This is a genomic window from Planotetraspora sp. A-T 1434, from assembly GCF_025420585.1.
Lineage (GTDB): Bacteria > Actinomycetota > Actinomycetes > Streptosporangiales > Streptosporangiaceae > JAOEGB01.
In genome coordinates this window covers 148,365-172,418 of record NZ_JAOEGB010000014.1, presented here as the reverse complement: position 1 = coordinate 172,418, position 24,054 = coordinate 148,365, and the positions used below count along the sequence as shown (strand labels likewise).

The following is a 24,054-nucleotide window of genomic DNA, read 5'->3' as shown; positions in this document are numbered from 1 at the left end:
CTCACTGGCTAACACCGTTCACTTTCCGCAGGTCGCGGCCTAAATCCGCCCTTCAGAACCACAGAAGTAGATCACTAACCCGGTTAGGCGGTCTGACCTACCCGCCGCACCAACTAACCGCACCCACCAGAAGGGAGACCCCCCGTGGGTCTGTTCAGCAGCAAGATGACCGACGCCCAGCTCGCCGCTTTGAAGGGCAAGGGCCAGTCGTCGAACGACCTCCGCGCGCTGGCCATCGCGGCCAACGGCCACGAGGTGAACAGCTCGCAGAAGAGACGCGCCCGGCAGGAGCTGGAGCGCACCGTCGGCAAACGGAAGGCCGACAAGTTGCAGGAGGACGCGCTCCGGCAGGCCGGGGCCAGACCGAAGGGTGTCAGCCGGCTATTCGGCTGACCCCCACGGAGGAGATCGTCATGTGCTCACCCGCCAAGGCCAGCGTCCTCGACGCGAGCCTGCTGCTCGAACTCGTCGCGACCCCGCGCCGCGCGATCACCGTCCTCACCGCGGCCGCCGTGGTCGCCCTGACCGTGGTGGCCGGCGTCCAGACGGTGGCCCTGCTAGTGGCCGCGCCGCCCGTGCTAGCGGTCGCTGTCGTCGCCGTCCTGGCGAGGGTGATGCAGCCCGTGAAGGTGCTCAACCGCCTCCCCGCGCCCGCCCCGACGCCGCGGCGGATGCTGGTGGCGCGCCGGGTGCTGGAGATGGAGGCGGCGCCCGTCCGCGAGTTCACCGTCCTGGCCGTGACCGACCGGGTCACGGCCGACCTGTAACCCCACCAAGAAGGGAGACCCCGACATGGGTCTGTTCAACAAGAAGGGCCAGATACGCGCCCAAGAGTGGGACAAGCGCGCCGATCAGGAGGCCGCGACAGCCCGTGCGGAAGCGCGGAAGGCGGACGCCTACAGGCGGAGTCTGGCCTCCGGCAAGAGCCAGGACCCCGCCGCCGACAGGTACATGATCCGGCAGCACGACTCCAACCGCAGAGTCGCGGCGGCTAACGCGCGGGACTTCCGGAAGACCGCGGAGCGGTCGCGGAAGTGGTGGCTCTGACCGCCATGGGCAAAGGCCGATACGTCGTCGTCAACGAGTACGCCATGCCGGACGGGCGGTACCGCACCAAGGCCAGCGCCAAGGACCTGGCCCGCCGCATCGAGAAGAAGGGCGGCAAAGCGGAAGTGGTCCAACCCCCGCCCTGCCCAACGTGCGGCAAACGCGCCTGGCCGTGCTGCTGACCGTTGCGGGTCCCCGCCCGACACAGCGCGGGCGGGGACAGCCGGAGCAGTCAGCTCCACCAACGAGAGGAGAAAACGATGGGCGACAAGATGAAGTACCTCGACCCGAAGACCGGCAAGGTCAGGGAAGGCCGCCTCGTCGTCAAGCCCGGCAGGGAGAAGGAGGCGGAGAGCCTCCGGGCCGCAGGGCAGGCCGCAGTCCAGGCCGGATACGAGCGATACAAGCGGATGCGCTGACCGTTGCGGATCGCGCCCGACGCGTTCGAGACGGCCGTGAAGACCGGGCCCGTCCCGGCCGGCGTCTGACACCGCGGCGTCACGCCCTCTTCCCCCGGGGCGGGACGCCCCACCCTTCGGAGAGACCCATGTATCAGTCCCTGATCCGCCGACGCCCCGGCTGGGCAATGACCCGGGGTAGCTGGGGAACCTTCGTCCTCCACTACCGACCCGCCCCTTCTCGCGCAGCTAGCAAGGCACCGACCACCGACCTTCCCCGAGCCGCTGACGCCCTGCGTCGCGCGGCCGGACTCCCCCGACTCCTGGTGTGGGTGGACCCGAGCCTCGGCGACCAGGCCGTCGCGACCTCGCCCACCCGATGCGGTCAGGCCACCACCGTGACGCTCGGCGCCGACCTCTTGGACGCGAACGACCTGATCCTTCACGGTGTCCTCGCCCATGAGGTGGCGCACCACCACCTCGGCCATCCCCGGAATCGCGCCCTGTTCTTCCTGGCTCACGCTATGAACGCTGCGGTCGGGTGCGGCTTGGCCGCGCTTTCGCTGCACCTCACTTGGGTGGCTGCCGTGCTGTTCGCCGCGGCAGGCATGTGCCGCCTCGTCTCGGACTGGCTGTGCCGCCGCTGCGAGTATGCGGCCGACGAGCACGCCGTCGCGCTTCTGAACGCCGCCGGGTTTCCGGGTGCCCGCGCGGTCGCCGCCATGGTGGACGACTGCGCGCACACCGAACCCCGCTGGGTCCGCTGGGGCGGCTGGCTGGTGGCCGGCCACCCGACGGTGCGCGCCCGGGCGGCGCGGCTCGCCGAAATGACTATTCCCGCGACCCAGCCCTGTCGGCAAACGATCCCCTGACGCCGGGCCTGATCCCGTAGAGAATCCGCACCATCCCGCCGTCGGCAACCCGTGCCGTGAATCAACGTCGGCCAACCCACCCACAAGGAGCACCGTGAGCCACACTCTCGAGCGCGCAGCCGCCGGGGACCTCGAGCTGCCCTCCCCGCTGCCCGACGAGATCCAGCGGCTGACGATGCAGTGGCTGCTGTCGTTCCGTTCGCCGGCGACCCGCCGGGCGTACCGGGTGCACCTCGCCCAGTGGCTGGCGTTCGCCGCCGATGCCGGGATCGACCCGTTGACTGCATCCCGGGGGGACGGGAATCTGTGGGCGCGGTGGCTCGAGGTCCCGCCCCGCAACAGCAAGCCCGCCACGGTGGCGGCGAAGCTCGCCGCGGTCTCCTCCTGGTACACCTACCTGTTCGAGGAGGACGCGATCCCCTCCCCGCGGTTCACGGCGGCCGCGCGGCCGCGACTCGACCGGACACACTCGGAGACCCGCGGCCTCCTTGAGGACGAAGCGCGGGCGATGGTGTCCGCGGCAGCCGCCGACCGGTCCCCCGAGGCGGTGAGGACTGAGGCGGTCATCCGCTTGATGTTGTCGATTGGTCCCCGCGTCTCCGAGGTGTGCGCCCTCGAGGTGTCGTCACTCGGATACGAGCGTGGGTTCCGCACGGTGCGGATTGTGGGCAAGGGCCAGAAGGTCCGGGTTCGGAATCTGCCCCCCGCGCCGGCGGCCGCCGTGGACCGCTATCTCTCACGGCGCGCAGCCGCGGCGGGCGTGGCCGTGGGCGAGCTCACCGGCCCGTTGTTCGCCACGGCGAGCGGGCGGCCGCTCTCGAGGCGGTACCTATTCGACCTCGTTCAGCGGATCGCCCGTGAGGCGGGCCTCGAGCAGCCGGAGCGGGTGACGCCTCATTCGCTGCGTCACACCTTCGCCACGATCGCCAACGCGCGGGGTGCTCAGACGTCCCGGCTGAAGGACGCGCTCGGTCACGCGTCGGAGGGGACGACAGCGGTGTACATCCATGCCGCGAATCAGCTCGAGCATGACCCGTCGCAACTCGTTGCCGCCGTCCTCGGATGAGTGGCCGTTAACGCGGATTATGAGCTACCCGTAGCGATCGTGATATTGCGAGAGGATGGACCCATGAGCCCCGTAGCACCCGGTACGAACATCCACCCGCTGATGAGCCCGAGCCGCGTTGTCGAGCGGTTCCCTGTGGGGCAGCGGGTCCGCCTCAGCGAAGGCCTCCACGGATGGCCCGGCACGGGCGAGCGCGGCACAGTCACCCCGTGCAGGGAGGAGTCCTACACGCCCGGCTACGCCTACGGGTCGATCCTTGGGTTGTGCGCGTGGGTCAACGTCGTCTGGGATAGCGGCCGTTCTGAGGGCGTGCCGCCGGGCCATCTCCAGCGTGTAGAGCAGTAAACCGTACGCCCCCGGGCATGACGAAAAGCGCCCCCACCCCGCCTGACGCGGGTTGGGGGCGCTTGGTGTTCCAGGACTGCGAGCACCAGCCGCACGGCCGCCGCGGAGTGCAGGATGACCCTGGTCCCGGCTCTGCTGGAGGGGAGGGCCGGGGCTCCGGCCGTAGAGGAGGATGACGCGGTGGAGATGAGCGCTGACGACCGGATCGCGGAGCTGATCGTGATGACGGCCCATCGGCAGCGGCGGGAACGGTGGTTCGCCCTTGAGACGACGCCGCCCGCCTCGACGGGGGGTGAGGCGGGCGACGCCGGGGACCGAGCAGATCCCTCACGCGCAGAGTAGACGCGGGCACCGACAGAAACGACGAAGACGCCCCCGCCCCCCGAAGGAGAGCGAGGGCGTCCTCTTGCGGTTCCCCTAGGGCCGGAGCCCGGCGCCTACGGCGCACTCGATCGGGGTAATCGAAGCCTTGTGCTCGACAGGCTACAGGACCCGGCGTGGGATGGCCCGGCGCTGGGCCCGCACGAACTTGGGGTCAGGGTCGGCGGCCGGAGTGAGCCCGAGCGGCATCAGCAGCATGAGCACGACGTTCAGCGCGGCGACCAGGGCGCCCGTGGACTGCTCCGACAGCGGGAGCCCAAACGCGACGAGCCCCGTCAGGATCGTCTGCACGGCGCCGGTCGCGGCGGACACGACGAACGGGCGGGTGGCCACGGCGACGAGCAGCGCGACGAGCCCGGCGGCGATCGTCATGACCCAGCCGGACACCTCGGCGGTGAGGCCGAGTGAGTTGAGCGCTGGGAGTGTCACGAGGAACGCGAGGACGGCCTGGAGTGCGTGCAGGATGACAGCCGGTTCGCGACCGAAGATCTTCATGGGTGCCCCTCCTCGGGGACAGCCCGCCGTACATCGGCGGGACGATGGGGGGATGGCCCCTCAAGTCGGGGCGGAAAACTATAAGAGCAAGGTCATCTACGGCTGTTGCCGCAGGTAGACGGCAACTATTAACGCGGAGTTGATAGTTGCCGGAGGTGTCAGTTCGACGCCGACGGCGTGGGGGTCGGGGACGGAACGGGCGACGGGGTGACCACGACGGTGGTGCACGAGAACACCCACGCCGAGCTCGTTGAGGTGGCCGCGTCCTTGGCGCACGTCTCCGTGGCGAGCGCACGCTTGAAGACGAGCTTGCTCGGGAAGACCACGCCGCTACGGCTCGGCCAGGTGATCTTCCGTTCGGTGCTCTTGCACGCCCCGGCCGTGCTCTTGGCCAGGTTGCCCCTCTCCAGCACCCGCAGGTAACCGGTCGAGCGGGACACACAGCCGCCGTACGCCTTCGCGGGCTCCGACGGGGCGGACGCGGCCACGCCGACGCCCACCATGCAGGCCGCGAGTAGCGCCGCAGCGACAAGGGCGAGGATTCTCCTCACGATGATTTCTCCTTCGTGGTGTCCGGCTCCCAGACCCACGTCAGGAGCCAGGTTTCCGCGTCGACCACGCCCGTCACGGGCATGCCGACCTCGCGCTGGATCGCCTCGCACGCCCGCCGGGAGTCCGCGCCGTACCAGCCGTCCACGGCCAGCGACGGGGAGAACCGGCGGGCCTTGGCCTGCCACGTCTTGACGTCGTCGCCGCGCAGCATCGGCGAGGCCACGCGCAGCGTCCGCTCGAACTCCGGCACCGGGTTGTCGTCGTGCTCGGGCGTCGGGACGGGCTTTGGCTCCTCCCCCTTCACCAGGTCCATGAAGTGGTCCCAGGGGAACGCCTCACCCGGGTCGGTGTGGTCGGTCTTGCGGAAGGCCTTGCTCACATCGGCGTGCCCGCAGATTCCGCGGCGGCCGGCCTTCACGTCGGCCACGCTCAGCTGGCGCAGCGGGACGTCCCAGCGGGCCGCGATCTGCCGTACAAGGCGGGCCGCCTGCTGCAGCATCGCCTCGTGGGCGGCATCACCCCAACGCGACCCCGGGCCCTTCTGTGGGTCGCACAACTCCACACCGATCGACCCGGTATTCGGGGGCGCGTGCCAGCAGATGGTCCGCTCCGTGTAGCACTGGATGACCTCGCCCGGGTCCACGACGTAGTGGGCGCTGCCACCGGCGCTGTCCGACTGGAAGAACACGGCGACCGAGCGGGCGCCGCCCCTGACGCAGGGGGACACGGTGGCGTGGATGACGATCCGGTTCACAGCAGACTGCTGGCCGGAGGTGTGCCGCGGGTTGCCTGCGATCATCTTCATGGGTCACGTCCCATCCGCTCGGCAGGTGTAGGTGGTGGATCCCGGACTGGCCGGCGTGCACGTCCAGGTGACCCCGGCAAGGGTGTACGTCCATGAGGACGGCGGCGGCCCCTGCTCGCCGCGAGGCCCCGGGTCGCCCTTCTCACCCTGGGGTCCGCGGTCCCCCGCTGGACCTGTAGGTCCCGGCGGTCCGCTGGGGCCCGCCGGCCCGGGACTTCCCTGCGGGCCCGGCACACCAGGGCGGCCGGGAAGACCAGACGCCCCCGCTTTGCCTGTCGGCCCCGGAGAGCCGGCCACGCCCTGCGGCCCGCGCGGTCCCATCACACCCTGCGGCCCCTGAGGGCCAGCGTCGCCACGCGCCCCGGGAGGGCCGGGGCTCACCCTCGGCACGCCACCAAGCTGGGTGACCTGCCGGGCCAAAACCTCACGGTCCGCCTCGGCCTGCCGCAACCGGTCGCTGAGCGACCCCACCTGGGTTGAGACGTAGAAGAACAGGACGCCGAAGCCCAACACAGCGACCACGACCACCCAGTACCGGCGGACGCGCCTTGCATGTTCCGCCATCACGGGCCTTTCAGTGCGATCCAGATCTGCACGGCGATCCCCAGCAGCACCAGGACGGCGGGCAGCAACCCCGCGTACACGGCCTGACGGGCGTTGGTGCCCCGTTTCTCGGCGGCGGCGTCGATGCTGCGTCGCAGCGCCTTCATCTCCTCGGTGAGGGTCCTGCCGAGCTCGGCTACGTCTTTCTCGATCTCGGCGAAGCGGCGGTCGTCGTAGCGCCGGTCGGCGGCGTACTCGGTGCGTGTGACGAGTTGCGCGGTCACGGCGGTCAGGCCATCGATGCGGCGGAGGAGTTCACCGGCTGACGGCTCATCGGCCACATCGCCCCCTTGTCTGCTGGAGAGGTGCCTGACATCCCTGCGTGGTGGTGTGGGCCTGCGAGCTGTGCGCAGCGGCTAGGGGTTCATCCACCGGATGTAGAAGTAGTTGACTGTCGTGTCGATGGTCCTGTTCCAGGTCAGGGACCCGCCTGTGTCCTGGTAGGCGAGCACCTCGACGTAATCGTTGACGGCCAACTGGACGACAGCAGACGTGATCAGGGACGCGACACCATTGGACGCCATGCCGTCCAGCAGTTCGCCGTAGTCGGTGGTGCCGTTCTTCCTGAACTTGAGGCCTCGCAACGTGCCCGACGTGCTGCTGTTGAACGAGCCTGTGGTTATGAGCTTGTACCAGCCCGCCGTCTGAGCGGTGAACCTGCTGGGGTTGGTGCTGTTGCTGTGGCCGCCGTCGTTGTCGTACTGCTCACTCGCCCACGAAATGGCCCCCCATGTGGCATGCGTGAGGGACTGGTCTGCGCTCGCCCACAGAAGCGCGGTCGGCGGCGATAGCAGGAAGTTCAGGTTGTCGCGGAGTTCCGCGTTCAGCTTCGCCCCGGTGAGAAGCTCGCCGACCGTCCAGGTGCGGGGGTTAGGGAGGGTGGCCACTTAGACCTCCAGCCCCTGCATGCCTCGACATGACGGGCACACGCCCGCACCGTCCGCCAGGTGAGGGCGGCACGCCGCGCACGGCCAGAACTGCAGAGTCGTCGGCAGCGACTCCAAGTTCACCGTGAGACGCTCCGCGCCTTCCGGCCATACCAGCGCGACCGTGTGGCCCTGCCCTCCCCCAGCGCACTCGGTGCACCAAAACCACGTCGAGTTCGCCGGGAGGTTGAATGCCGCACCGCACCCGTGCGGGCAGTCCGCGATCCACCGCCCGTCGTCTACCCGCGCCCACGCCGAGATGGTGGGGTTGTGCCCGGTCGGGCGGGGCACAGGCGGCTGCCCAGTCATCGCCTTGCGAGAGTCGGCGAGCGCCCAGTACGCCTCCCACGACGTGAGCGGCCGAGGGGCGAAAATCGCCTGGTCGAGGAACCGCAAGGGGGCGCGGACGACCACGTTCACCATCCCAGGTAGTTAGCGTCGAGCGTCCCGTACACCGGGTCGTCGAGGATGAACAGCGAGGTGTTCCGGACGGGCGAGGTGTCGAAGGTGAAGCTCCACGTCTGATCCGTGATGGACTCGGCGACGCCCTCACACCACAGGTCCAGGCTGCTCGCAGGGGCCTCGCTGGGCAGGCTGGTCACCTGCAAGCGCTGGCCGATCTCGCTGGCGAGCATCTGCGGCCACACTGTGCCGATGAAATGGGCGTCCACCCGGATCTGTCCGGCCCTTGGCTGCGGCGTGCCGTACGTGGACAGCGTGTAATTGGCCCTGTCGATCGCCTCACTGTCGGTGTAGAGCAAGGTGTCGATGGATGCGGTGTAGGAGCCCTCGTTTGCGCTGATCGACGCCTGGTTGATCGCTCTGGTGACGGTCTTGCCGCTCCGCGACACCTGCAAGTCGTTGATCAGGAGCTGGTCGTCCATGGTGAAGTTGAGGTCGTCGCCGCATTGGTCGGCGGTGAGTGTGAAGGTTGGCGTAGACGGGAGTTGCCGCCGTGACCGGCCGTGCATGGTCGCCGTGTCGTCCCCAGAGATGAAGAAAATTCCGCCTTCGGACTTGGCGACCATCTTGAACGCCGCCAGGGGCGACTGCTCCGTGGAGGGGTGGCGGTCCATCTGCGAGGACCCGACGTCGAACGCTGTCCTGGTTACGCCCGACCAGGTGGCGATCCGCCCCGCCCGGGCCCCGGACAGTTCACCCGCGAAGGCGGTCCGTGCCCCGTACATGTTGGTGACCTGAGCGGCAGACAGGACGGTGTTCCATCCGGCCACGCTCGCCAACAGCCCCTTCATGAGCTGCGGCGGGTCCAGAGCGGTTCCGGGGAGCCCGCCCACTCGGACGCGCGGTAGGGACGGCCACACGGTGACGGGCGTGGCGTTGGTCGTGTTGATCGCGAGGGTGCCGTCAACATACGCCTTGATCAGTATGTTGCCGCCGGTCAGCTGCAGTGTCACCACGACAAGATGCAGGCTGTTTTCAAGGTTGAACGACGTGGTGGTGGACACGTAGGAGCCGGACGCTGTGCGGACGCCGACTGTCAGGGTGTCGCTCGACGGGTTGTAGTTCACCCGCACGTGGGTGGTGTCCGACCCGTCGTCGGCGTAGATGATCCGGGAGTCGATGCTCCACGGGGTGATGAAGTTGACCCAGGCCGCGAGGGACATGCCGGCGGTACCGCCCAGGGCGGTGTACAGCATCGGAACGCCGAGAAGCTTCCCGTCCGTGGTGGTGGCCGGGTTGAGCATCACTCCGGTGCTGGCGTCTGGTCCGCCCTTCGTCTCGAAGGTGAGCGCATCCTCGACCGCGATGCCGGTCGTCTGAGTAATCAAGTCCGGCTGATTCACGATGGCGAGGTTTCCCGCGCTCGTGGCATCCTCGGGCTCTCCCAGCGGGTAGTAGAACACCGGGCTTGCCGACAGGATCTCCTCGGCCAGCGCGCCCCGAAGTTTGTCGCGAGAGAGCAGCTTCTGCCGGTCCGTCGCCGAGATCTGTACTACGCCCAGCACCCCGTTGGACCACGAGTGCGGCCACTTGTCGACGAACCCGGTGAACCGGATGTACTGCTGGCCGGGGTCCACCCAGGCCGTCGGTGACGCGGCCTGCTCGAACTGCCACGCCCCCGTGTAGATGACAACCGCGCCGCCCGTGGATGCGGTGGAGACCAGCACGATGCGGGCCCACACAGCCCCCGCCGGGGCGGTCGGCGAGTAGGTGATCACCTGAAACGACGTGGTGAGCGTGACCCCAGTCCCGGTCGTGTCGGAGATCTGCGCGCCGTTCTTGTCATACCAGCGCACCCGCAACGCCATCGTGGCCGCGAAACTGGCGTCCCGCCGGGCCTGGCACTGGATCGAGTACGTCACCCCGGCGGTGACGTTGTACGCCTCATCCGTCGGGGAAGCGATGCTCTTCGTCCCGATACGCAGGAACGTGCCGTTCGAAAGGGTGCCCGCGATCCACCGGATCGAGGTCGTTTGCCCCGCCGGGAACACACCCGTGTCCACCACCAGGCTTCCCTGGCTGCCGGAGAACAGGCTGATGTCGCTGCCCTTGGCCTGCCCGGACAGCAGCAGGTTGACCCCGCCCGGCCACTTCGCGCGGATGCGGATCATCCGGTTCAGCTTCACGTTCGGGTAGTACGGCGAGGCGGCGCGCCCAGCCGTGAACCGGCCATCGGTGTTATCCAGGGCGAGCGCGAGCGTCCCCGGCTGCACCTCGTCCAGTTCGTGCGAGCGGCGGCGGGAGATCCGCACCCCGTTCCACCACTGCACGTACTGGGTAACGTCTGTCCACAGCGGCGACCCGTCGGCGGTGTCCTTCGTGAACGCGATCTCACAAAACAACTGCGGCATCACCGTCAGCCCACCACCCCGAGGTTGAACCCGCGCGCCGGGGCCTGGTTGATCGCCCTGACGACCATGCGGATGATGTCGTCCTCGCCGACCAGCGGCTGCCCGCCGAAGTTGACGTTGATGATGGTTGGCGAGCCGCCGGCCGCCACCACCGGCACCTGGGAGGCGGCCAACGCCGGGGTGATAGTCGCACCGATGGACGCCATCCCGACCATCCGCTCGGCGGCGGACCGCACCAGCCCGGATGCCCTGCCCATGCCCTCCGCCAGGCCCTCACCCAGCGACATGCCGGAGTACAGCGTCCACCCGCGCCCGCTGAACGGGCCTTCCTTGGCTGGGGAGAACGGGAACAAGCTGCGGATCTGGTTGAGAATGTCCGCCGCCGCGTTGTACGCGCCCTGCAGCATGCTGTACAGCCCGTCGATCAGGCCCTGGATGATGCTGCGGCCGCTGTTGTACAGCAGTGAGCCGAGGTTGCCCAGGGCGCTCACGATGGCGCCCGGGATGCCGCGAACCGAATTGACCAATTCACCGAACTTCCCGATCGCGGCGTCCTTGGCGTTGCCAAACCAGTTGGCGAGCATCCCTGGTAGGTTGCCGAACCAGGCGAGCGCGTTGCCGATCCAGTCGACGCCGTTGCGGAACCACTGCGTCATCCCGTTGATCAGGTCCGGGATGATCGAGTGTCCGACGAGGGTGTCGTACAGCCATTGGAACGCCCCGACGACCTTGTCGACGAGCCACTTCACGGCGTCCACGAACAAGCTGGTCGCCCAGGTGTTGGCCTGGATGGCGGTCGTGAGGATGGGCATGACCGCCGTAGCGATGTTCGTCAGCAGCCGGATGACGTCCGTCGCGATCGGGATCAGCGGGACCAGGGCCTTCACCAGCTCCAGCACGGGCGGGATCAGCGGCGTGAGCGCGACGAGCAGTTCACCGAATGCGGTCACCATGTCCGGCAGGTACGGGGCGATCATTTCCAGGATCCGCAGGAGTTGCTCCCCGGCCGCCTTCGCGACCTGCACGATCACCGGGATGAGGGGGGTTAGCGCCGGGAGTAGACCCGTCACCAGGTGCGTGACCAGGGTGGCGATCTGCGGGAGCAGCGGAGCCAGGGCGGGCACCAGCTGGTTGATCAGGGTGGCCCCGAGTGTCACCACGGCGGGGATGATGGGCTCCAGGGCGCGGAGGGCCTGGGCGAGCGCGCCCACCAGGACCTGAATCGACGGCATCACCGCCTGCAGCCCCGACGCGAACGACGTCGCGATCAGGGCCGCCACCTGGGCGACCACCGGGACCAGCGGGGTGACCGCCTTAACAAGGTCGACGAACGCCGCCGCCAGCGGCGCCAACGCGGGAGCCAGGATCGCGACCACCTTCGCCGCCAGATCCGCGAAGATTGGCAGCAGCGGCGACACCACCGCCACCACCCGCCCTATGGCCTGCCCCAGCGGGACGAATGCCGGGCCCAGCTCGGCGACCGCCCGGCCGAGCTCCCGCATCAGCACCACCAGGCCGGGAACCGCCGCCGCGACCCCCCGCGCGAGCTGGGGGATCACCGGGGCGACCGCGGAGAACAGGCCAGAAAACGCCCGCCCCACCTCCAGCAGCGACGGGCCCAGCAGTTGCACGCCTCTGCCGACGCCGGCGAACAGGTCCAACAGCCCCGGCCCCAACGCCTGCAGGGCGGGCACCACCGCGGTGATGGCGGCGGTCAGCACCGGCCCGATCGCCGTGGCGAGGGACGCCACTGTGGGAGCCAGGGCGCCGATCCCCGACGCGAGCGCGGTGACAACGGGCAGGAACGCCTGCCCCACCTGGTGCAGCGACTGGAACACCGTGACCAGGGTCTGCTGGCCTTGCGCGGAGTGGACCCACTGGTTCATGCCGTCGAGCAGCTGCCCGAGCACCCCGAGAGCGCCCGCGCCGCTGGCTTTCATCGCGTCGAGGACGCCGCCGATGATGCCGCCGAGGTCCTTGGCGATGGCCCCGAGCTGCTTGAACACCTCGACCGCGGACTTCATCCACTCCATGGCTTGGCCGGAGCGGGCGATCTCGCTCATCCACTGCCCGAACGAGGTCAGCGTGTCACGGAGGCCGCCCTGGAAACCGCTCAGGAAGTCGCTGCCGACGACGGCCAGGTCCAGGAAGCCTTGCAGCAACGGCCGCAACCCCGCACGCAGGCCGGTGACGAGGCTGGAGGTGTCCGACAGGATCGTGTTGAACCCCTGAATGCTGGTGCTGGCGGTCGCCCACTCCGCGAACGTCCGGACAACGGCGCCCATGTTGACCGCGAGCCCATAGATCCACGGCTGGGTGCCCCGGAGAAGGTCAACGAAGTGCGCCAAGCTCCCGTTCAGCTCGGAGAAGAACCCCGTCTGAGCGGCCTGCTGGAACGTCTTCATCGCCGGGACGGTGTCGAGGAACTCCTTCGCGAACGACTGGGCCGTCGGGGTGAGCTTCGCCAGGTCTTCCTCGAACTTCTTCATGTCGCCCTCGTAGGCGTGCTTCATCGCGTCGCTGACGCCGTAGAGGGAGAGCTTGAGAACGGTGTTGGCGGCTGCGAACGCCGCCACCGCGCCCGGGAGGGCGGCCAACGCCCCCGCGGCCGGCGCGAGAGCGGCGACGAGCCCGCCGACGCTTGACGCGGTGGAAGCCGCCGCAGCGGCCAGCGTCGCCAGCTTCCCCGCCGCCACGGCGATGGTCGCGCCGACCTGCCCGACCTGCCCGACGAGGGTGGCGAAGTGCCCGCCGAGGTTTCGCAGGTGGCCGGCCAGGGTGGCGGTGTGGCCGCCGAGGGCTTGCAGGTGGGCGCCGAGCGCTGCGGTGTGGCCGCGCAGCGCGTCCGTCGCCCCGCCGAGCCCGTCAATCTTCTTGCCTGCGCGTTCGGCCTCGTCGCCCAGTTTCCTGAATGCTCGGCTGGCGTGGTCGCGGGCGAAGATGTCGAACGACAGGGAGGCCACAGCACCTCCCCGTCAGGGCGTATTCAGGTCACGACGACTCGGAGTGCTGCTTGTTGATGCGGTCCACTTCCGCGCAGAACAGGTCGAACTCGACGACTGTCAGCTGATCCACGTCGCTCGGTGTCAGGTGGAAGTGGTAGGCGAGGGCGGTCAGGTAGCGGAGCCGCTTCAGGGCGAGGCGTTCGCCCCTGCGGCGGGCGTAGGGTCCGGCTCCTCATCCGTCTCGATCCTGATCGACATGATGTCGATCGGGTACCGGCCTTCGGTGATGTCCGCGAAGGTCACGTCCTTGCCCATACGCCTCAGGGCGATCCACGCGAGCGCAGCGACCGCCTTCAGGTCGCCCTTTGCCATCGCGTCGCCGACCTCGGTCACCCGCCAGCCCGTCGCGTCCTGAATGGCGATGCCCTCGTGCAGCGCCAGACGGCTCAGGTCGAACTCCGCCGACTCGTCGCCGATGACGATCCTTGGCACGTCACACTCCTCTTTCGATCTCGTTGGCGATCTCATCCATCGCCTTCAACACGGCGGACCGCACCTCCGCGAGGTGGCGGCGGATCGTGGTCTCGAACCACGGTCGGCCCTGCTGGTGCGTCCACGGGTCACGGCCGAACGTCGGGTGACGCCACCCGTTGGGCGAGTCCAGGTGGCGTGGCAACGTCCGCTGATCCGGCGGCAGTTGCTTCTCGTCCACCAGGATCCGCACCGCGGCCGTCTTCGCCCCGGTTCTGATCTGCACCTTGATGGCGCCCGCGATCGTCCTGCGCAGCCCCGACCGTCGGCGTGCGCTGGTTCGCCGCTTCTCCTCGTCCTTGCCCTTCGAGCGCTCGAAGTGGTGGGACTGCCGCTGCGACCGGCCCCCGCCGCGGGCGTTCTTCACCGGGATGGCAAGCACCGCCGCCTTCGTGGCTCGCACTGCGGGTTTGGCGCCGTCCCGGATGCCCTTGCGCAGCTTCGCCGGGAGCTTCTTGTTGGCTTCCCTGAGCTTCCGGTTGAGCTCGTACAGCTGGTGCGCGCCCGTGACCTTGACGTCGAGGGTCACAGTGTGGAGTCCGCCGAGATGACCATCACCTGGATCGGGGCGTTGGTTTCGTCGTCGTAGGCTTCCCATTCGACGTCCATGGACACGATGTCCGGGCCGTCGACCGTGGGTGTCGCGGACTTGATTTTGATGGCCGGGCAGATGATCGACAGGGTGTCATTGGACCCAGATGCGCCGATCGCGGCGCCGGTCATCACGAACTCCATGGCAAGCGTCGTGTTCGCCTTGAACACGTCATACAGCTCGACCTTCGAGAACTCGGCGCCGAACTTGCCCGTGATGCCCGGGAAGTCGTTCTCCAACTGCTCGGACTTCACCCCGGCGTTGCCCACGCCGTACCGCTCGGTCGCCATCGGGGTGGAGTACTTCACGCTGAAGTCCTTGATGACGGTGGCGACCTGGACGCCGGACGCCACGCTCATCAGGCCGGTCGTCGTGGACGCCGTCCCGCCGAGCTTCAGCACCGCCTGGGAGAAGGAGTACAGGTTCGCGCTGGTGTAGGAGGACGTGGCGAGCGCGGTCGCCAGGGTCTCGTCCCAGCCGTCCACGCTCAGCTTGAGCTTGGCCACCTCGCCGTCCGAAAGCGAGAACTCCCAGTCGGAGATCTTGCAGCCCCGGAACGTGAACGGCCGCACCGTGCCGCTCGCCGGCTCCGGCCTACCCACCTGGATCGTCAGGCCGAGGCCCTGCATCCCGACCGGGGTGTGCACCTGCCGGAACGCCGTACCCGAGATGACCGTTGGCGTGGCCGTGGAGCCCAGAGCGTGCTTCCACAGCAGCCCCATGCCGCGCGAGGCCACCTGCAGCTCAATGTCGCCCGACACCGACTTGCGGGACTGGACGACCCGGGACGCCCGCTTGAACTTCCGACCCACCCGCAGCCCGGTCGGCTCCAGGAACCCCGCGTCGAACTGCAAGCCTTCCTTGTCGAACTCGACGAACTTCGTCACGGTGACGCCGGTGCCCACGGTGGACTCCGCCGCGAACCCCAGCTGGGCGTCAAGGCCCGATCCGGTAGCCATGTGTTACTCCGCCTTCCTGGTCTTCGCCTCGGAGACCAGCTCCCACGTCTCCTTAGGCCACGCCCTCGCGTCGTCTCCCTCGCCGACGATGTAGGCGTCGTCGAGCTCCTCCACCACGCCGCCGTCGATGCTGGTGACGTCGCCTGCCCGTACGACGGGCCCGTCCGCGCGGCCGACGTGGCGGTCATCGCCGGAGATGTTTTTGAATCTGGCCACGCTGTCTCCTCAGATGCGGGTCTGGACTGCGACGGTGAACACCACACGGGCCTCCGCGCCGCCGTCTGTCTGGCGCTGGTAGGCGTTGCCGGTCGCGAAAGCGACCGTTGTGGGTGGCGGGAACCCCAGCGACGGATCGGAGCGGAGCGCTGTCTCCACCTCACCCACGAGGGCGTACGCGCGGTCCCGCACCGGCTTGACGTCTGTTTCGCCGCGCCACGCGATGGCCGCGCAGGTGATCAGGAGGGTTTCGTCCTTGGACTTGGCGCCGAGCCCCGCCCACGCCTGGTCGGACTGGACGGCTTCGTCGTTGTCGTCGTCGCCGTCCCAGCCCACCGTGATGAGGTCACGGATGCTGGCCGCGGTGACGGTCGGCCCGTCGAACACGGTCACCCCAGACAGGCCCGGCGCAGCCTGGAGAAGGGCCACCAGCGCGTCGATGACGGCGGGGGCCCGCGATGTGGTGCCCATCAGCCGACCAGCGGCATGGGGTCGCCCAGCAACTCCAAGGCTCTGCGGGGGATGGAGAACCCCTTGCGCGGGTCCCAGGGCTCCTCCGAGGAGCGCCCCCGGACCGTGCCCATCTGGCCGCGCTGGGTGTCCCACACGTGCTGCAGGATGATGAGCGCCGCCTGCCGGATGTCAGGCGGGACCTCAGTCCGGCCGGCCACGTAGGAGACCCGGAACGGGCCCCGCATGTACCGGCCGTCCTTCCGCTGGACAATCCCTGTCGGGCCGTCCAGGTCGAGGTCGGCCACCTCCTGGTCAACCCCGCCGGTTTCCACCGCTGCGACGGAGGTCAGGGACAGGACCGGCGCCCAGGCCAGGGCGATGCCATACCCGCCGCGGTGCTTCTCGACATGGGTCCGGCGGACGATCGCGCCGGCATAGCGTTCGCAGATCGCCGTCACCGACCGGATGAACCCGGAGATCTCCTCGTCATCGGTGGTGTCCGTTGAGGCGATGTTCAGTTGGGCTTTGGCCTCCGCCAGGGAGATGATGCCCGCCTCGGACCAGGTGGCGAAGACCTCGAACGGTTCCTCGTCCATCCCCGACGGTGTGGTGGTGACCCACCGGGCGATATGCCGCCCGGCCATGGCCGGGGTGTAGTCGTAGTGGTAGGTGCCGGCGCTGTCACGCACGCCGGTGAATGGCCCCAGCGTGGTGCCGTCCGGCTGGAGAACGGTCACCGTGACCGTGGCAGGGTCGACGGGTGTTCCGCCGCTGCTGACCGTGGTCGTGAGCCGCGTTAAGGGATAGGTCACGCCGTCGCTGCCGGCCACGGTGACCAGCTCGGTCGCGGTGACGGCGTCGGATTGGGGGTCGGTGCCGGACCACACGACCAGGTAGTCGCCGATGGGCTGAGCTGCGGGGACCGGCCAAGTGTAGGTGTAGACGCCGGTCGCAGGGTGGCCGACACCGGCCGAGGTGGGGCCGACGACCACGGCCGAGTCGGACACCCTCCTGATGGTGATCGTCACACCGGCTACGTCGGCGGGCGGGCCGCCGGCGTAGTCGTACCACTGGGCCAGCAGGGTGATCGGCTGGCCCGCCACGGCGATCGTCATGACCTGGTCTCCTCGCCGCCGGGCTGCGGCCTGCCCTCGGGTTCGGGGGCAGCCGGGGGGCGGGTGAGCTGGGCGAGCTGTTCGTCGCGCTCGTGGAGCATCTCGGCCTGGCGCCGGTTGATCAGCGTCAGCTCGGCGACGTGGTACTGGAGCGGGAACAGCTCGCGGACCGTGAGGAGCAGTTCGTCCGGCGTGGTGGGGATCGGGGGCATGTGGTCGTACTCCTACGCCGTGGTGCTGTCGGTGATGAGGCCGAGAGCGGCCATCTGTGTGAGGAAGGAGGCCAGAGCGGCGTTGCCGCCGCGGGAACCGGTCACAGTCGGCCGGGCGATCGCCGCGGCGTTGTAGAAGCCCAGGCTCGTGCCGAGGTGCCGGAAGGTCGTGCCGACGTGGAAGGAGTCGTCGGTCTTGAGGGTGTCCGCGGCAGCCCGGTAGATGTTGGTGTCCGCGGTGGTCCCGTCGCCGAAGATGATCGTCCCCGAGCTGGACGCGGAGGCGTCCATGCGGATCCTGGAGACGCTGTCACCGGTCAACCTGTAGTCGAAGGCCCGCTTGGTGACGTCGTTCGTCTCGATCGCGAGCACGGAGCGGCTGGCCGTACCGAGGGCGCTCGCCTTAAGCAGCGCCGCGGAGATCGTGCCGTCCGTGGTCACAGCAATGGCATCTGAGCCGAGCGCCTGCCCGACCGCGAGCCGCGCACCGACCACGAGAGAGTCATCGGTCTTCAACTGGTCGGTGCCGTTGCGGTAGAGGTTGGTGTCCCGCGATGCCGTGCCGGAGCCCCACTCATGCTTGCCGTCGGCGAACACAACGGCTCTGGCGACCGTGTCTCCGGAAATCTGCCCCCGCACGACCGACGACGTCACGTCGGCAGCCGTCACAGCCATGCCGGTACCGCCCGTGCCGGTGTGCGCAATCGTAATGGCGGATGCTGAGGCGGCATTGCGGTTGATCGTCAGCCCAGCTCCGGAGCCGCTACTACCTCCGATGGTGATGCGGCCGTTCTGGCGAGTGATGACCAGCGGGGAGTCCTGCGCCACGCCGCTGTCATTGAACCGGACGAGCTCCAGGTCGCTGCCGGCGTTGCTGCCGCCCTCGGCGCTGCCGTCCGTACGTAGTTGCCACCGGATGCCAGAGACCTGGCCGACGTCGGAGTTGGACCATTCGATGGGCTTCTTGTCGAGCACGCCGCCGGACAGGCGGAGGACGGCACTGTTGGTGCATCTGACCTGAAAGTCCGCTGCGTTCGTGCGGATCAGCGTCTTGTCCATGCCGTAAGCGCCGCTGACCGGGTCCCAGATCGCGAATTCGAGCCGTGTCCGGAGCGCGGTCAGCGTGTCCGGGGTCTCGATGGACAGGTGCCCGTGGACCGCGTCCCCCTCGGTCGACAGGTAGTGGGCTCCGATCCACGCCCAGCCCTCGTCCTGCCCGATCGGGTCGCCGCCGGTGTCCGTCGCCGCGTTGTAGGGCGTGTAGGCGGTGGGGCCGTACCAGGCGAACATCTGCTTGGACCGAGCGCGGCGGGAGCGGACCCGGATGACCTCCCCATACCCGTTCGTCTGGGCCCGCTGGTAGGACTCCAGCTCGATACGGGAGGTGGAGTCGAAGTGGGCTGGCCCGCCGTCGTCGTCGCCGCCCGTGTAGGACGAACGGAGGATGAGCTGGCGGGACGCAGCCCCCGTGCCCAGCGTCAGGTTGCCGTCGACCGTGTCGCCCGACTTGCTGACCTTCGTCGGGTCGCCCGACGTGTAGCCGGTAGCGGACACCCTCACCCCTCCCTCGCCTACGTGCACAGGACCTTCAGATGGCGCTTGCCCGCACGGTGGCCTCGGCGGGCGGGCCGCCCACCGACCCGGACCTGAGCGAGACCAGCGCCGCCGCGGCGGATGACAGGTGCGCGGGCGGCGGCGGAATGGCAGGCGTGAGGGCCGGCCACACCTGGGCGATGAGCGGCCGCGCCGGCAGCACGCCGATGCGGTATCGCGCCCTCAGGAACCCAGGGACGAACACGGGCGGCGGGACCAGCGGCCAGGGGGGCGAGAAGGCCCGCCCCCTGCGGCCCGCTGGGAGCCGCCACGGGCCCCGGACGACACCGGGCGGGACCGGCGGCGGAGGCTGGGGTGCCAGCCCCGCCACGGGCACGGGCAGGAACCCGCCGCCCCGCCGAGCACCCACAGCGCCCCTGCGCGGCCGCACCATGGGCAGGGGCGGCGCCTGGGGCGGGACGGCGGGTGGAGGCCACGCCACCGGCCAGAACCCGCCGCACCGCGGCGGGAGCAGGTGCCGGGGCCGCGCCCTGCGCATCCCTGCAGGCGGAAGACCCGGCGACGGTACCGGCGGGAAGAACCTGCCGCGCCGGGCCGGCACGTGCAGGGCCGTCGCTCTCCGCCGAAGCCCCGGCGGCGGCGCCGGGGTCGGCCAGACGGGTTCGCTGAACCGGCCACGGGCCACCCGGGGGTGACGCCACCTCCTGGCCATGCCTCACCCCTCGCGATCAGCCCCGGCGGGAAAGGTCACTCCTCCCATTCGACGGACAGGACGTACTTGTGGGAGGCCGGGAGGGCGTTGTCGCGGTTGATGAACGCCAGGCCGTTGGCCGTGCCGAGCGCGACCGCGAACTCCTCCAGCAGCTCCCACGGCAGGTCCACACCCGACTGGGAGTTGAACGGGATCCGGAACTGGTCGCTGGAGGAGTTCGTCGGCGGCGAGGAGTACCCGGTGTTCCACACGGCCCCAGCCGCCGCGCTGTTGGGGTCCAGCTTGCCCGGCGTCATCCCCGCCGTCGGGGTGGTGCCCGCCGACGTAACACGGTTGATGCCGACGACAAGCTGCTGGGAGGTCGGAGTGGTCGCGCCAGCCACGCATCCGAGCGTCGCCCGGCGGAGCTTGAAGCCGTTGTTCGCCGACGCCATGAGCCACGCGAAGCCGGTGTCGACGGCGAGCGCCGCCGAAGACTCCACCTGTGCGGCGTATCGGGCCATGGTGAGGTTCCTTTCAGAAGTATCCGCCGTACTGGCTGATAAGCCGGGGGGCCACCACGACCACACCGCCCCCGGCGGCAGGCCTGAACGTGGCGACCAGAAGCGTCTGGTTGTTCGTGGAGTGGGTCCATGCCACGTTGGGCGACTCGGCGGCCGTCCCGGCGTCGTAGCGGTCGGCCACGAACAGGTGCTGGTCGGTCGCGGCGTTCCCCGCCGTCTGGCCGTCGAGCCGGCCGGTGTACCCAGACGACCAGACAGGGGACAGCTGGTTTTGGCCTTGCAGCCCGCCCAGGCAGGCCGCGGCGATGCTCAGCTCGCCCGCCTCAGCCAGGGCCCCGGTCGTGGCCGCTGGGGTAGTCGTGTTGGACACCGTCGACCGGGCCGCGACCGTGACGTCGAGCGGTGAGGACGTCCTGCCGCCCGAGTAGCTCAAATAGCCGATCTCGGTGTTCGCGTTGCCGTTGGTCGTGACCGTGACGCTGACACCCTCGGACGCTGCGACCTTGTAGAAGATGTAGGCGCCGATGTTGCCGACGTCGCTCACCGCGATGGACCAGCCTGGGGGCGGGTTCACAGTGGTGTCGGAGGTGACCGCCAGGGCCAGCAGACTGCCGTTCGGCGGGGCGCCGCCAGGGAAGGTGTAGGGGTGGCCGCTCCCACCGTCGGCAAAACCGGCGACCCCCGAGTCGAGAAGCGCCCACGACATGCCGCCACCTCACTCCAGCGCGGCGGAGGGGGCCGCACCGGCGCGGGACGCCCCCCCCGGATGGTTCGGCTACTTTTCGTCCGCCTTGGGCTGCGTCTTGGCCCCCGACGCTCGGCCAGTGGCCCTCACCGTCCGCTTCTCGCCCGGCTCTGCCGTGGCCTGCTCAACCGGCCGGCCCTCTGCGGCTGCTCGACGCCCGGCCTGCTCGTCGACGTGCACCTCGATGTCCTCGAAGTGCTCTGCCGTGGCGTCGCTGTACACCGGGTCGTCTGTGCTCACCAGTTCGCCTGCGGCGATGACCCGTGTGATGCCGTTGTGCTCGGTCGCGAAAGCGGTCTTGCACCGCTTGATCTCCGCCATGCGATTTCTCCCTTAGTGGACGGCCGGTCGGCGGCGGGCGCCCCACATGACGGCGGTCGCGCCGAAGGTGCCGCCCGTGGTTGCTCCGGAGGTCGTGGCGACGATGCGGACGTACCGCTGTGGGCCGGTGTAGCCGATCTCGAAAGTCTTGTCGTCGTCGGTCGAGGCGATGGTCGGCAGCGAGCCCTGGACGTAGGAGGCGTCGACCGCCGTCCAGGTCGAGTTGTCGGGGCTGTCCTGCATGGTGACCGCGACCGAGCCGTCCGTCATCGTCCCGGAGTGGACGATGAACATGACCGACCGGAAGGCGTTGTTCTGGTAGTGCTTGTCGACCGTCAGCCCGTTGACGGCGCCGTTCGTGCGGGTTGCGACGGCCAGCGCCGGGCGGGCGACGCACTCGTTGTAGACGCTCCTGCGCATGTTCTCTCCTTCGATGCCACCACCGGCCCCACGAGGTGAGGCCGGTGGTGGAGCGTCTTCGTCAGCCGACCTTGTTCATCCGGAAGGCGCCGTCGTTCACGCTGTCGGCGCCGACGCGGTAGTAGGCGTACCAGCCGCGCTGGCCGGTCGGTCGCCGGTTGGACCCGACGAGGTGCGGGATGAACTCCACCGTCATGCCGACCCTGTCGGCGATGACGTAGTTGGAGAAGTCGCCGTAGATGAGGTTCCGCGAGCCGGTCGTGACCGTGCTCGTCATCGCCTCGGCCTCGTAGGTCGACCGGCCCAGCAGCTGGGGCGGCTGGTCGTCACGCAGCTGCACCCACATGCCGGCGCCGCCCGCGGTGTCGAACTGGCGCACCACGTTGTAGATCTTGCGGTGTCCCAGCCAGGACGCGTTCATTCGGTACCGGGCGGGCAGGTTGTCGTCCAGGCCGTACACCGACGTGATCGGCATGGTGTTCGTGCCCTGGGTGAGCTCGGCCGAGGTGCCGGTCAGTGCGGTCACGATGCCGAACGGCTCATTGCTGCCCGAGCCGGCGATGAACTTGCTGGCCTCCAGCTCCTCGCGGCCGAACGCCAGCAGGCGGGCGACCTCCGAGGTGACGTTCGCTTCGTCCTGCAGCGCCTCGATGCTGATCGGGACGAAGCCCTGCGCCTTGAACAGCTGCACGGATGGCTGCGCGAACGCGGGGGCGTTGTCACCGGCCTCCGTCGCCTCCTGGGCGAACGCCCAAGTCACCGAGCCCGCGCTGACACCGTTCCACACGTCGCCGGTCGCGACGACCTGCCGGGCGATCCGGCGGATCTGGTTCAGCGACCCGTTCGCAGTGATGATGACCGTCGGGTCGAGCTGGAACGGCACCAGGTAGCCGCCCGCGGAGTCGGTGAGGGACATGGCCCGCTCCAGGGCGTCCCGCTCGTCCGGTGAGATCATGTGTCCCACGCCGCGGGCGACCTTGCTCCAGGCCCGCAGGTACTCGGGCGAGGACGTGGCCAGGCACAGCTTGGCGATGCGGGACTCGTTGTCGTCCCACTGCTCGATGATGTCGGTCGCGGCTGACCGAACCCGGTCGTTCGCGCCCTGCATCTTCTCGATCGCCGACAGGGCCCGGGACCGCAGTTCCTGGCCGACCTCTTCCTTGCTCCGGCCGAACGTACGGACGTCGCGCAGGTCCCAGGGGTTGCGGAACCGGCGGTCCTCCACCGAGTCTGGGTTGAGGACGGGGTCCAGGTCGTAACCGTCCGAACCGTACGGGGTGCCCGCCTGCACCTTCAGCGCGGCCGGTCCGCGCTGCGTCGCGGTCGTGGCCGAACGGACCCGCTCCAGCGCCGCCTTACGCTCCAGCTGGCGCCGGTGGTTGTCGACCTCGGCGAACTCGCGGGTCAGCTCGTCGAAGGACGACTCGTCCTCGGCCGTCAGTTCCGGCTTGTCGCCGAGCCGCTCCAGCTCTTCCTTGATGTTCTGCAGGCGGATGACCGCCTGGCCGTGGGAAAGCTCCACTTACTTCTCCTCGATGGTCGCCAGCCGCTCCGCCATCAGCCCCGCGATCTCGCGGATCTGGCTTCGCAGCCGGTCATTGCTCGTCGTTGTCGCCGACGGGTGCCCATCGAGGGGCGGCGCGTCGGTGTCCTTCGGCGGGTGCCCGGTGGGCGGCGCGCCTTCGGACCGTGTTTCATCAGCGGACGGGTGCCCCAAGGGCGGCGCGTCCGAAGTCTTGGTGTCGCCGAACAGGAGCGCGCGAGCCACCTCGCGACGCGTCTCCGGGTCGGCCAGGTCGTCGGCCTCGGCCTCTGGTACGGCTCCCGCGTCCCGGGCCAGGCCCGACCGGACCTCCCGCTGCAACCCGCGGTCGCGGGAGATCAGTGACGCGACCTCGCGGGCACGGACACCGACAGACGTCCCCTCGTAAGCCGGCCACACCACCGGGCCCAGCTCGGCGCAGCGGATCTCGATCAGCTCGCGCTGCAGCGGCCCCCGGTCGCCCGGATCCCAGAGGAGGCGCCCGAGATCTTCGGGCTTGACGAGCTTGCCGTCCTTGTCGCGCCACTCCTCCCGCACGACTGTGAAGCGGAAGCTCATCCCGTCCACGGCCTCGTCGCGGATGGCGTCGCGGACCGGCTCGACCAGCCAGTTGTCCGACAGCCGCGCTGAGACGTACAGGCCCTGGTCGTCCTCGCGGAGGTCCTGGATCTTGCCGATCGGGATGGATCCGACGAGCGGGTGGCGTCCGTGGTCGAACTGCAGGACCGGCGTCCGCTCCCGGATCGACTTGCGGAACGCGCCCTTGCGGATCGACTCGTCGAAGGTGCCTTCCCAGGAGTCGATGCGGGTCGGCTGGCCGAAGACGGCGGCGTAGCCCTCCAGTGTCAGCCCGTCGCCCTCGGCGACGCCGACGGCGCGCACGATTTGGAACGGGACCGACCGAAGCAGCCCCTCGCGTACAGCGGTCAC

32 protein-coding genes are annotated in these 24,054 nt (G+C 69.3%); 9 read left to right on the top strand and 23 right to left on the bottom strand.

Annotated elements, in window-relative coordinates; all coding sequences use genetic code 11:
• Positions 1-144: 144 nt before the first annotated feature.
• The 9 genes from N5079_RS19905 to N5079_RS19865 all read left to right on the top strand — a co-directional run bounded on the left by N5079_RS19905 (position 145) and on the right by N5079_RS19865 (position 4,070).
• Positions 145-393, top strand: coding sequence for a hypothetical protein (locus tag N5079_RS19905; RefSeq protein WP_261585440.1), 249 nt, complete (start codon positions 145-147; stop codon positions 391-393).
• A 20-nt stretch (positions 394-413) separates the two neighbouring features.
• On the top strand, positions 414-767 hold the full coding sequence (locus tag N5079_RS19900; RefSeq protein ID WP_261585439.1) for a hypothetical protein: 354 nt from the start codon (positions 414-416) through the stop codon (positions 765-767).
• 25 nt (positions 768-792) lie between these two features.
• On the top strand, positions 793-1,047 hold the full coding sequence (locus N5079_RS19895; protein WP_261585438.1) for a hypothetical protein: 255 nt from the start codon (positions 793-795) through the stop codon (positions 1,045-1,047).
• A gap of 5 nt (positions 1,048-1,052) precedes the next feature.
• Positions 1,053-1,229 (top strand): hypothetical protein, encoded by a 177-nt coding sequence (locus N5079_RS19890; RefSeq protein WP_261585437.1) that lies wholly within the window; start codon positions 1,053-1,055, stop codon positions 1,227-1,229.
• A 78-nt stretch (positions 1,230-1,307) separates the two neighbouring features.
• The gene (locus N5079_RS19885; protein WP_261585436.1) at positions 1,308-1,466 is read left to right on the top strand and encodes a hypothetical protein; all 159 of its coding nucleotides are present in this window, start codon (positions 1,308-1,310) and stop codon (positions 1,464-1,466) included.
• A gap of 311 nt (positions 1,467-1,777) precedes the next feature.
• Positions 1,778-2,317: a M48 family metallopeptidase gene (locus N5079_RS19880; RefSeq protein ID WP_261585435.1), complete on the top strand. Its 540-nt coding sequence runs from the start codon at positions 1,778-1,780 to the stop codon at positions 2,315-2,317.
• A 94-nt stretch (positions 2,318-2,411) separates the two neighbouring features.
• Positions 2,412-3,383 carry a tyrosine-type recombinase/integrase gene (locus N5079_RS19875; RefSeq protein WP_261585434.1) on the top strand — a complete coding sequence of 324 codons (972 nt, stop codon included), beginning with the start codon at positions 2,412-2,414 and terminating at the stop codon, positions 3,381-3,383.
• A 63-nt stretch (positions 3,384-3,446) separates the two neighbouring features.
• Positions 3,447-3,728 carry a hypothetical protein gene (locus N5079_RS19870; protein ID WP_261585433.1) on the top strand — a complete coding sequence of 94 codons (282 nt, stop codon included), beginning with the start codon at positions 3,447-3,449 and terminating at the stop codon, positions 3,726-3,728.
• A gap of 114 nt (positions 3,729-3,842) precedes the next feature.
• Positions 3,843-4,070: a hypothetical protein gene (locus tag N5079_RS19865; RefSeq protein ID WP_261585432.1), complete on the top strand. Its 228-nt coding sequence runs from the start codon at positions 3,843-3,845 to the stop codon at positions 4,068-4,070.
• 141 nt (positions 4,071-4,211) lie between these two features.
• Here the strand turns inward: N5079_RS19865 and N5079_RS19860 are convergent, their stop codons facing one another.
• The 23 genes from N5079_RS19860 to N5079_RS19750 form a co-directional block, all read right to left on the bottom strand.
• The gene (locus N5079_RS19860) at positions 4,212-4,604 is read right to left on the bottom strand and encodes a hypothetical protein (protein ID WP_261585431.1); all 393 of its coding nucleotides are present in this window, start codon (positions 4,602-4,604) and stop codon (positions 4,212-4,214) included.
• A 158-nt stretch (positions 4,605-4,762) separates the two neighbouring features.
• Positions 4,763-5,155, bottom strand: a complete 393-nt coding sequence (locus N5079_RS19855; RefSeq protein ID WP_261585430.1) for a hypothetical protein — start codon at positions 5,153-5,155, stop codon at positions 4,763-4,765.
• Positions 5,152-5,961, bottom strand: a complete 810-nt coding sequence (locus N5079_RS19850; protein WP_261585429.1) for an N-acetylmuramoyl-L-alanine amidase — start codon at positions 5,959-5,961, stop codon at positions 5,152-5,154. Before N5079_RS19850 ends, N5079_RS19855 begins: the two co-directional genes overlap by 4 nt.
• Positions 5,962-6,524: 563 nt before the next feature.
• A complete protein-coding gene (locus N5079_RS19845; RefSeq protein WP_261585428.1) occupies positions 6,525-6,845 on the bottom strand; it encodes a hypothetical protein in 321 nt (106 codons plus the stop codon).
• Positions 6,846-6,920: 75 nt separating this feature from the next.
• Positions 6,921-7,451, bottom strand: coding sequence for a hypothetical protein (locus tag N5079_RS19840; RefSeq protein ID WP_261585427.1), 531 nt, complete (start codon positions 7,449-7,451; stop codon positions 6,921-6,923).
• Positions 7,452-7,913 (bottom strand): hypothetical protein, encoded by a 462-nt coding sequence (locus N5079_RS19835; RefSeq protein ID WP_261585426.1) that lies wholly within the window; start codon positions 7,911-7,913, stop codon positions 7,452-7,454.
• Positions 7,907-10,303 carry a LamG domain-containing protein gene (locus N5079_RS19830; protein ID WP_261585425.1) on the bottom strand — a complete coding sequence of 799 codons (2,397 nt, stop codon included), beginning with the start codon at positions 10,301-10,303 and terminating at the stop codon, positions 7,907-7,909. The genes N5079_RS19835 and N5079_RS19830 overlap by 7 nt, the downstream gene beginning before the upstream one ends.
• Positions 10,304-10,308: 5 nt before the next feature.
• Positions 10,309-13,266: a hypothetical protein gene (locus N5079_RS19825; protein WP_261585424.1), complete on the bottom strand. Its 2,958-nt coding sequence runs from the start codon at positions 13,264-13,266 to the stop codon at positions 10,309-10,311.
• A 168-nt stretch (positions 13,267-13,434) separates the two neighbouring features.
• A complete protein-coding gene (locus N5079_RS19820) occupies positions 13,435-13,740 on the bottom strand; it encodes a hypothetical protein (RefSeq protein ID WP_261585423.1) in 306 nt (101 codons plus the stop codon).
• A gap of 1 nt (position 13,741) precedes the next feature.
• Complete coding sequence (locus N5079_RS19815) at positions 13,742-14,308, bottom strand: hypothetical protein (protein WP_261585422.1); 567 nt, start codon at positions 14,306-14,308, stop codon at positions 13,742-13,744.
• On the bottom strand, positions 14,305-15,330 hold the full coding sequence (locus N5079_RS19810) for a phage tail tube protein (RefSeq protein ID WP_261585421.1): 1,026 nt from the start codon (positions 15,328-15,330) through the stop codon (positions 14,305-14,307). Before N5079_RS19810 ends, N5079_RS19815 begins: the two co-directional genes overlap by 4 nt.
• A gap of 3 nt (positions 15,331-15,333) precedes the next feature.
• The gene (locus N5079_RS19805; protein ID WP_261585420.1) at positions 15,334-15,546 is read right to left on the bottom strand and encodes a hypothetical protein; all 213 of its coding nucleotides are present in this window, start codon (positions 15,544-15,546) and stop codon (positions 15,334-15,336) included.
• A gap of 9 nt (positions 15,547-15,555) precedes the next feature.
• Positions 15,556-16,017: a hypothetical protein gene (locus N5079_RS19800; protein WP_261585419.1), complete on the bottom strand. Its 462-nt coding sequence runs from the start codon at positions 16,015-16,017 to the stop codon at positions 15,556-15,558.
• Positions 16,017-17,114: a head-tail connector protein gene (locus N5079_RS19795; RefSeq protein ID WP_261585418.1), complete on the bottom strand. Its 1,098-nt coding sequence runs from the start codon at positions 17,112-17,114 to the stop codon at positions 16,017-16,019. Before N5079_RS19795 ends, N5079_RS19800 begins: the two co-directional genes overlap by 1 nt.
• Positions 17,111-17,326, bottom strand: a complete 216-nt coding sequence (locus N5079_RS19790) for a hypothetical protein (protein WP_261585417.1) — start codon at positions 17,324-17,326, stop codon at positions 17,111-17,113. The genes N5079_RS19795 and N5079_RS19790 overlap by 4 nt, the downstream gene beginning before the upstream one ends.
• A 12-nt stretch (positions 17,327-17,338) precedes the next feature.
• Positions 17,339-18,880 (bottom strand): hypothetical protein, encoded by a 1,542-nt coding sequence (locus tag N5079_RS19785; protein ID WP_261585416.1) that lies wholly within the window; start codon positions 18,878-18,880, stop codon positions 17,339-17,341.
• Between the two features lie 34 nt (positions 18,881-18,914).
• Positions 18,915-19,289 carry a hypothetical protein gene (locus tag N5079_RS19780; RefSeq protein ID WP_261585415.1) on the bottom strand — a complete coding sequence of 125 codons (375 nt, stop codon included), beginning with the start codon at positions 19,287-19,289 and terminating at the stop codon, positions 18,915-18,917.
• A gap of 338 nt (positions 19,290-19,627) precedes the next feature.
• The gene (locus N5079_RS19775) at positions 19,628-20,095 is read right to left on the bottom strand and encodes a hypothetical protein (RefSeq protein WP_261585414.1); all 468 of its coding nucleotides are present in this window, start codon (positions 20,093-20,095) and stop codon (positions 19,628-19,630) included.
• Between the two features lie 13 nt (positions 20,096-20,108).
• Complete coding sequence (locus N5079_RS19770; protein WP_261585413.1) at positions 20,109-20,801, bottom strand: hypothetical protein; 693 nt, start codon at positions 20,799-20,801, stop codon at positions 20,109-20,111.
• Positions 20,802-20,870: 69 nt separating this feature from the next.
• Positions 20,871-21,161, bottom strand: a complete 291-nt coding sequence (locus N5079_RS19765) for a hypothetical protein (RefSeq protein WP_261585412.1) — start codon at positions 21,159-21,161, stop codon at positions 20,871-20,873.
• A gap of 12 nt (positions 21,162-21,173) precedes the next feature.
• On the bottom strand, positions 21,174-21,581 hold the full coding sequence (locus N5079_RS19760; RefSeq protein ID WP_261585411.1) for a hypothetical protein: 408 nt from the start codon (positions 21,579-21,581) through the stop codon (positions 21,174-21,176).
• A 61-nt stretch (positions 21,582-21,642) separates the two neighbouring features.
• Complete coding sequence (locus tag N5079_RS19755; protein ID WP_261585410.1) at positions 21,643-23,103, bottom strand: phage major capsid protein; 1,461 nt, start codon at positions 23,101-23,103, stop codon at positions 21,643-21,645.
• Positions 23,104-24,054, bottom strand: coding sequence for an HK97 family phage prohead protease (locus N5079_RS19750; protein ID WP_261585409.1), 951 nt, complete (start codon positions 24,052-24,054; stop codon positions 23,104-23,106).